6 protein-coding genes are annotated in these 7,173 nt (G+C 39.4%); 2 read left to right on the top strand and 4 right to left on the bottom strand.

Going from position 1 to position 7,173, the window contains the following annotated elements:
* Nucleotides 1–31: 31 nt before the first annotated feature.
* Both qacK and arr read right to left on the bottom strand, forming a co-directional pair.
* On the bottom strand, nucleotides 32–367 hold the full coding sequence (gene qacK, locus ON073_RS13970; protein ID WP_446728532.1) for a quaternary ammonium compound efflux SMR transporter QacK: 336 nt from the start codon (nucleotides 365–367) through the stop codon (nucleotides 32–34).
* Between the two features lie 207 nt (nucleotides 368–574).
* On the bottom strand, nucleotides 575–1,006 hold the full coding sequence (gene arr / locus ON073_RS13965) for an NAD(+)--rifampin ADP-ribosyltransferase (protein WP_274762493.1): 432 nt from the start codon (nucleotides 1,004–1,006) through the stop codon (nucleotides 575–577).
* Between the two features lie 284 nt (nucleotides 1,007–1,290).
* Between arr and ON073_RS13960 the strand changes: the two genes are divergently transcribed.
* On the top strand, nucleotides 1,291–2,259 hold the full coding sequence (locus tag ON073_RS13960) for an integron integrase (RefSeq protein ID WP_274762492.1): 969 nt from the start codon (nucleotides 1,291–1,293) through the stop codon (nucleotides 2,257–2,259).
* Between the two features lie 19 nt (nucleotides 2,260–2,278).
* On the opposite strand, the gene ON073_RS13955 is transcribed toward ON073_RS13960, so the two are convergent.
* Nucleotides 2,279–3,505 carry a nucleoside recognition domain-containing protein gene (locus tag ON073_RS13955; protein WP_274762491.1) on the bottom strand — a complete coding sequence of 409 codons (1,227 nt, stop codon included), beginning with the start codon at nucleotides 3,503–3,505 and terminating at the stop codon, nucleotides 2,279–2,281.
* Between the two features lie 86 nt (nucleotides 3,506–3,591).
* Here ON073_RS13955 and rsmF point away from each other — a divergent pair, with 86 nt between their 5' ends.
* Entirely contained in the window at nucleotides 3,592–5,031 is a 1,440-nt protein-coding gene (gene rsmF / locus ON073_RS13950) for a 16S rRNA (cytosine(1407)-C(5))-methyltransferase RsmF (RefSeq protein WP_274762490.1), read from the top strand.
* Nucleotides 5,032–5,347: 316 nt separating this feature from the next.
* On the opposite strand, the gene ON073_RS13945 is transcribed toward rsmF, so the two are convergent.
* Nucleotides 5,348–7,165, bottom strand: coding sequence for a metallophosphatase (locus tag ON073_RS13945; protein WP_274762495.1), 1,818 nt, complete (start codon nucleotides 7,163–7,165; stop codon nucleotides 5,348–5,350).
* Nucleotides 7,166–7,173 lie beyond the last annotated feature (8 nt).

Genomic DNA, 7,173 nt, shown 5'->3' with positions numbered 1-7,173 from the left:
CCTGCTGCCGATTGTTAGATGCCAGTGCCACTTAATGAACGCTTGCCTTAGAAAGCAAATTTAAAACCAATACACCGCAAACTATTAAACTAATACCCACGAAACCCCATGCATCAATCTTTTGCCCGTAAAGCCCCCATGCAACAGCAGTGACTAATACTACGCCAAGGCCAGACCAAACTGCATAGGCCACCCCTACAGGAATAGACTTCATGACCAATGAAAGGAAATAAAATGCAATTCCATAGCCAACAATTACGATGAAAGATGGTACGAGCTTCGTAAAACCTTCACTGGACTTTAATGAAGATGTTGCAACTACCTCTCCAAGAATCGCAATAGTAAGAAATAACCAGCTTTTCATGATCCGCCTCCAATATGATTCGAAGGGAGTATATGTCTTTTTCTCTTAAAATTGCAGTCTTGAAGAAAAAAATTATTCGTGCGCAACTTTCCGGTTAATTACATCTAACGCCTAGGTCACATGCTGCGCAAACTAAGGCACGATGGTTTGCTATACTGCCGAAGGCAGAGAAAACCGAGTGACGTGTTAGCAGTCATGTGCACCGACTTGTTAGATTTCATTTAAAGAGTTAATGCCCTGTTCATGTAGTTTATTTAAACCATCTTTCATTGCTTTAACTTGCTCTATTGAATGACCCTGCCAGCTTGATACTTCACCTACAACTTTAAATGAATGGGTTGAACGATATGACATAGTTGGATTCCCTGGGAACTTTCTATCCGTTAGGTCAGGATCATTTTCAATTGGGCCTGTTGGCTCAACCAAATAAATTCTTTCGCGACCATTGCCTAGGGCAAGCTCTGCTCCCCAAATGGCAGCATCTAGTGTAGCTGTCAAAAATATATACTTAGCCTTATTATTTTGTCCAAAATTTGAATTAAACCCTGTTTCTATAAGATCTCCCAATTTAAGATCTGCTTTGGTTCCATGAAAAAACGTTTGAGAAAAAGGTTTTGCATTTTTTTGGGCATTCTCAGTCATATTTTTTTCCTAGTTATGGTTTTTATACTAAATATTGCGAAATTATAGCTAACATGAAATCTAACAATTTAATATCGACCCAATGGGTCGTTTTTCTAGCGAACATTGGGTCATTTATCTTATTAAACCACTTTTAACATAAATCGTAATCTGTTGCTATATATCATATTTTTTTGCTGCTACATTATTTATGAATTTTAAAAACGACCCATTGGGTCGTTTTCTTGAATATAGGAGAAACCATGTAATACTGTATAAATATACAGTGTTAATTGGATGAGATAATGAAAACACGTTCTCCGTTTTTAAACTATATTGCTGAATTTATGTTAACTCGCCAATATTCAATCAGAACTGTCGATACTTATCTAAAATGGATTGCTTCTTTTATACATTTCCATAATAAACGCCATCCTGCATCAATGGGAGATAACGAAGTAATCGAATATCTAGATTATATTGTACTCAAAGGAAATGTATCTCCGAGAACACAAGCAACTGCATTAAACTCATTAGCTTTTCTCTACAAACATATTATTGGTAATGAGTTGTCTTGCAATCTATCTTTTGTGCGTAGTAAAAGGCAAGCAAAGCTTCCTATTGTCATGACGCCAGACGAAATTAGGCGTTTAATGGCTTGCCTTAAAAAACATTACTATTTAATTGCTGGGTTAATGTACGGCAGTGGTTTACGTGTTATGGAAGCAGTGCAATTGAGAGTTCAAGACATTGATTTCGACTATAAGTGTGTTCGTATATGGAACGGTAAAGGTACAAAGCATCGAGTCGTCACGCTTGCTGTTGAACTGATACCCATGCTAAGAAATCAAATTATACAAGTTGATGAATATTTAAAGATTGATTTGCAAAATGCACAATACGCAGGGGTCTGGATGCCTAATGCTCTTGCTAGAAAATATCCAAACGCAAATAAATCATTACTTTGGCAGTATCTTTTTCCTTCGCATAAACTAAGCGCCGATCCTGAAACAGGCGAAATACGCCGTCACCACTTCCATCAAACCGGTGTTAGAAAGGCCATCAAAAGTGCAGCACAAGCCGCAAACCTGAATAAACCGATTACTCCACATACACTCAGGCACTCCTTTGCAACACATTTACTGCAAAGTGGTGCAGATATTCGTACTGTTCAAGCACAATTAGGTCATAGCGATGTTAAAACTACGCAAATTTATACGCATGTTTTGCAACAAGGAGCAAACGGTGTGATTAGCCCCTTGTCGCATTTGTAAACGTTTAATTTTATAACAACTAACCAAAAAACCAGTAGCACACGCCAATGGCTGTTAAAATACCTGCTAAATCTGCAGCTAAGCCACAGCCTACTGCATGCCGGGTATGCTTAATGCCAACTGCACCAAAGTACACGGCTAACACATAAAAAGTGGTTTCGGTAGAACCTTGAATGGTAGATGCTAAACGCCCTGCAAATGAATCTGCGCCATGGGTATTCATGGTTTCTAACATCATTGCCCGTGCGCCAGAGCCTGAAAGTGGCTTCATAAAAGCGGTTGGCATGGCATCTACAAATTGTGTATCACCGCCTAGCGTAATCACTAAAGTGCGTAGCCAATCCAATACATAATCAAGCGCCCCACTCGCTCTAAACACCCCAATGGCACATAGCATGGCTAATAAATATGGGATGAGAGAGATAGACAGTTCGAACCCTTGTTTGGCGCCTGTAATAAAGCTGTCGTACACATCTATTTTTTTAATACTTGCCCAACATAAACACACAATAATAAAGGCGAATATTAAAAAGTTACTGAAAATCGCGGAGTGCGTTTGCATCAACTCTGTAGTCAGGTTCATAAAATACAAAATAAGTGCCATCACAATGGCTACTAACCCACCAAGGTATAACAGCACAACAGTATTAAACAGTTTAATTCGCTGAATAGCGCAGGTAACAAGCAAACCAACAAAGGTAGAGGCAAAAGTTGCTAATAAAATAGGAATAAATACATCCGTTGGGCTGGCGGCGCCTTGCTGCGCGCGATAAACAAATACCGCAATTGGAAATAAGGTTACTGAGCTGGTGTTTAATACTAAAAACAGAATTTGCGCATTGGTTGCAGTATCAGGTGTTTTGTTAAGCGATTGCAAATCATGCATGGCTTTAATGCCCATCGGCGTTGCGGCGTTATCAAGGCCTAGTAAATTAGCGCTTAAATTCATTGTGATGGAACCAAATGCTGGGTGGCCTTTTGGCACATCGGGCATTAAACGGGTAAACAGTGGCGATAACCCTTTGGCCAATACATCAACCATGCCACCGCGCTCGGCAATTTTCATTACCCCTAACCAAAAACACAGTGCCCCAATTAGGCCGATAGCAATTTCAACGGATACTTTAGCCATACTAAACAGGGCTTTTACCAGCCGTTCAAATACAAGGCCATCACCGCCCATCCAAGTGGCAAGCGCGGATACAAACGCAATAATAAAGAAAGATAACCAAATTTTGTTAAGCATAATCAGATTATTATTATTATGAATGCTGCTTAGTGTGCCACATTTCCTGTATTATTGGTGTAAATACCTTTGTTGGCAGAGAAAAAGTGCACGCTAATATTTTTATTCCACAAACCTTCGTTGATGATGTTGAAAGCTATATTCCTTCTCACCTATCAATTGACGATTACCTAGCCTCATGTAAGAAACCACTTAGAACTGCTGTACGCGTCAATACAAAAAAAATGTCTGTCGACAGTTTTAAACAGTATGCAGATCAAAACGATTGGCAAATTACGCAAGTGCCATGGTGTGAAAACGGCTTTTGGCTAGTGCGTCCTGAAAACCAACAATCACTTTCGCTTGGAAATACCGATATTCACTTGTCTGGTTGCATCTATGTGCAAGAAGCAAGTTCAATGATGCCTGTTACCGCCCTATTAAATGGCAATGATTTAAGCGACTGCTGTGTGCTAGATATGGCGGCCGCACCTGGCAGTAAATCAACACAAATTGCCGAAGCACTTTCAAGCGAAGGTGTCTTAGTTGCCAATGAGTATTCGAGTTCACGTATTAAATCGTTAAGTGCCAATATGGAGCGTTTAGGCATTAGCAACTGCGCCCTTTCGCACTTTGACGCCAGTATTTTTGGCCAGTATATGGAACAGAGTTTTGACCATATCTTGTTAGATGCCCCATGCTCTGGCGAAGGTACTATTCGTAAAGACGAAAATGCACTAAAAAATTGGTCCATAGAATCTAATATTGAAATTGCTGATGTACAAAAGCGCCTAATTGAAAGTGCATTTTATGCTTTAAAAGCTGGTGGTACTTTGGTTTATTCAACCTGCACATTAACACCGCTTGAAAACCAAGCAGTATGCCAACACCTGTTAACCACCTTTGCTGATCATGTTGAGGTAGTCCCGCTTAATCATTTATTTGAAAATGCAGAGGCCTCAGCAACCGCTGAAGGTTACTTACATATTTGGCCACAAATTTACGATACTGAGGGTTTCTTTGTAGCCAAATTTGTTAAAAAATCCCATGTGCCACAGCCTGAACCAAAAATAAAAAAAGGCGCATTTCCGTTCACCCCTGCCGATAAAAAAATCACCGAGCAGTTTAACCAAATAATCAAAAAACAATTTGCGATGAAACCGCTTGCAGGTGAACTTTGGCAACGCGACCAAGAGCTTTGGTTGTTCCCATCAAAAATAGCCAACGTCATCGATAAAATTAAATACAGCCGCATTGGTATTTTACTGGGTAAGATTCATAAAAATGGGGTTCGTTTAAATCACGAATTTGCAACTTGTTTTGGCGCTGAAGCCCTTAAAAACACCCATAAACTGTCACTTTCAGAGGCTTCTGACTACTTTCAGGGTAAAGATATTAAATTAGCACAAGTAACTTCCGACAAAGACGAAGTACTGTTAATGCTGAATAATACCTGTGTGGGCTTAGGTAAGTGGCAAAAAAACAAAATTAAAAACGGTTTACCACGTGAATTAGTTAGGGATAGCCAGTTGATAACTTGGGAATAACCTTGAATACATTTGTTAACAAAATCTTAAAAAGTCTGTAACCAACTGTTTTAGTTGAGGTTATTTTTTGAGCAAAAATTTCCTTTTTTGGATTAATTTAACTACAATTACTAATACTTTTTCACTTCTCCCTATGAATGATAAAGTTTTTAAGTTAGCGCACGGCTCATCAAATGAGCCATTCCCCTAAGCCCAGGACAATGTGGATTGGTCCTGGGCAATTTTTATCTAGCCTTTAACACCGCCAAATACCGTGTATTTCAAGCTAAAAAAGCGCATTTTACACTGCTATGAACGCTAAAAACCCGCCGTTAAATCAGCTTTTTTCGCGTAAATCGAATTCTGTGATGTTTCCATCACCATGTAAAAGCTGATATTGCGTTAGTCGTTCGTTTTCAAGGTGCACTAAACTTACCGCCGAATCACTCACTAAATGCTTTTGTGACTCTTTATGGCGGTGCTTATGTACCTTCATTTGCCAACGTTTAGTAAAGAAATTTAGCGGGCTACTTGGGTGGTATAAAATACTGTCTAGTGTATTTAATTTATTCAGTAGGGATTTAGGAAATTCGTTTTTTATACCGCTGGCGGTTAATTGCCAAATACGGTTATCGCGGTTTGAAAATCGGCTTTGTACAGAAAAGCAAAATGAATAATGCACATCGCCTGATAAAATCAGTGTTTCGATGGGGGTATCAGCACGCTTAAAAATTTGCATTAATTTACGCGCAGCACCTTCATGGGCCATCCAGTTTTCAACATCTACCAATAACGGCTGACCACAAAAATTAAATATTGCTTGGATTGCTTCAATTGATTTAACGCCAAACACAGGAGCCGGAGAAATCAGGATCACCTCTTCAAGGCCGGTCATTTTATTATCAAGTTCTACCAATTGTTCCCAATCAAGCAAACCTGATGGCTCATTAAAATCTGTTTCGTTACGCCAGCGATGCGTACGTGTATCTAACGCGATTATTTTTGGTGTGGTGTCTAAACAGTAGTGCCATTTATCAAATGCCAAAATATGTTTATCAAATGCTTTTATATTGCTGTAGCCATTGCCAATGTGCTCTGCAAGTTGTTGCAAGAGTTTTTCTGTAAACTCACCGCCATCATTGCCTACACCTTGGAACACTAAGTAACTAATAAGGCCATTGGCAATAATACGTTTACTTACTGGATTAGAATAAACCGCTTGCTCCCAGCCAGCTGTTAAGTTCCAATCATCCGTAACATCATGATCATCAAACATGGTTATGTGCGAAATATTAGCAAGTAACCTTTCAACAATAGGCAAGCCTTTCACAAACTCAGTGATATTCGACTTTTCCTCTTGAAACTTGCCTTGATGGCTTGCGTTGTTTGAATCAAAAATTAAGCTGTCAATATCAATTAAATGCCAACAAGCCGCACTGGTTGTTAACAAATAAAGAGCAAAAAACTCTTCAATATGCACCAAATGGTTGTGTGATTTAAGGCTCGTAAAGTGCTCTAAGTCACGGCGCAGCCAATAACCTAGTTCAAGCTTTGAGCGCTCGTGCCATTTAGTATTAGGTAAAATAGTATCGCGTGTATACAGTGTATGGCTTGACGAAAATTCAAGCGGTTCAATTAAACACGGCTCTTTAAACAGTTTAAGGGCATCAATTAGCTTTTCGATTGCAAGTAGCATTGGGCCAGCAACATCATCGGCATATATTTGGTCGCCCGACATAATCAACACACTTGGCTCTTCGCTAGCTTGTTGACGTTTAGACGCGAGAAAATCACTTGCGGTGATTAACGCATCTTTTGACTCATGATGAGGGTTGCGGCACGAACCATGTAGAATGCTTTTTAGTTGTTTTGGAATTACAAACGCACATTGCGTTTGCCCTTCTAGAAAATAAGCACTTAAATCAATTGGTTCTTCATTTAAACTTAGTTGATAATCAACAAGTACATCAACAGGAAATTGCGAATTGGCGTTTGGTGTTAAAAAGTAATAATGACAAAAGCAATGCTCGCCCAGCGGCAAAATATGATGCGACTGTGAAAAATCAACTAACGTGGACGAGCTTACATTAAATGGAAGAGATTTGCTGCTGACAAAAAACAGCGTGACTTTCGATGGCTCCGCTCTTCGGATCATCGGGCCTG

The sequence above is a fragment of the Pseudoalteromonas sp. G4 genome, from assembly GCF_028875915.1.
Taxonomy (GTDB): domain Bacteria; phylum Pseudomonadota; class Gammaproteobacteria; order Enterobacterales; family Alteromonadaceae; genus Pseudoalteromonas.
This window is presented reverse-complemented; position numbering and strand designations above follow the sequence as displayed.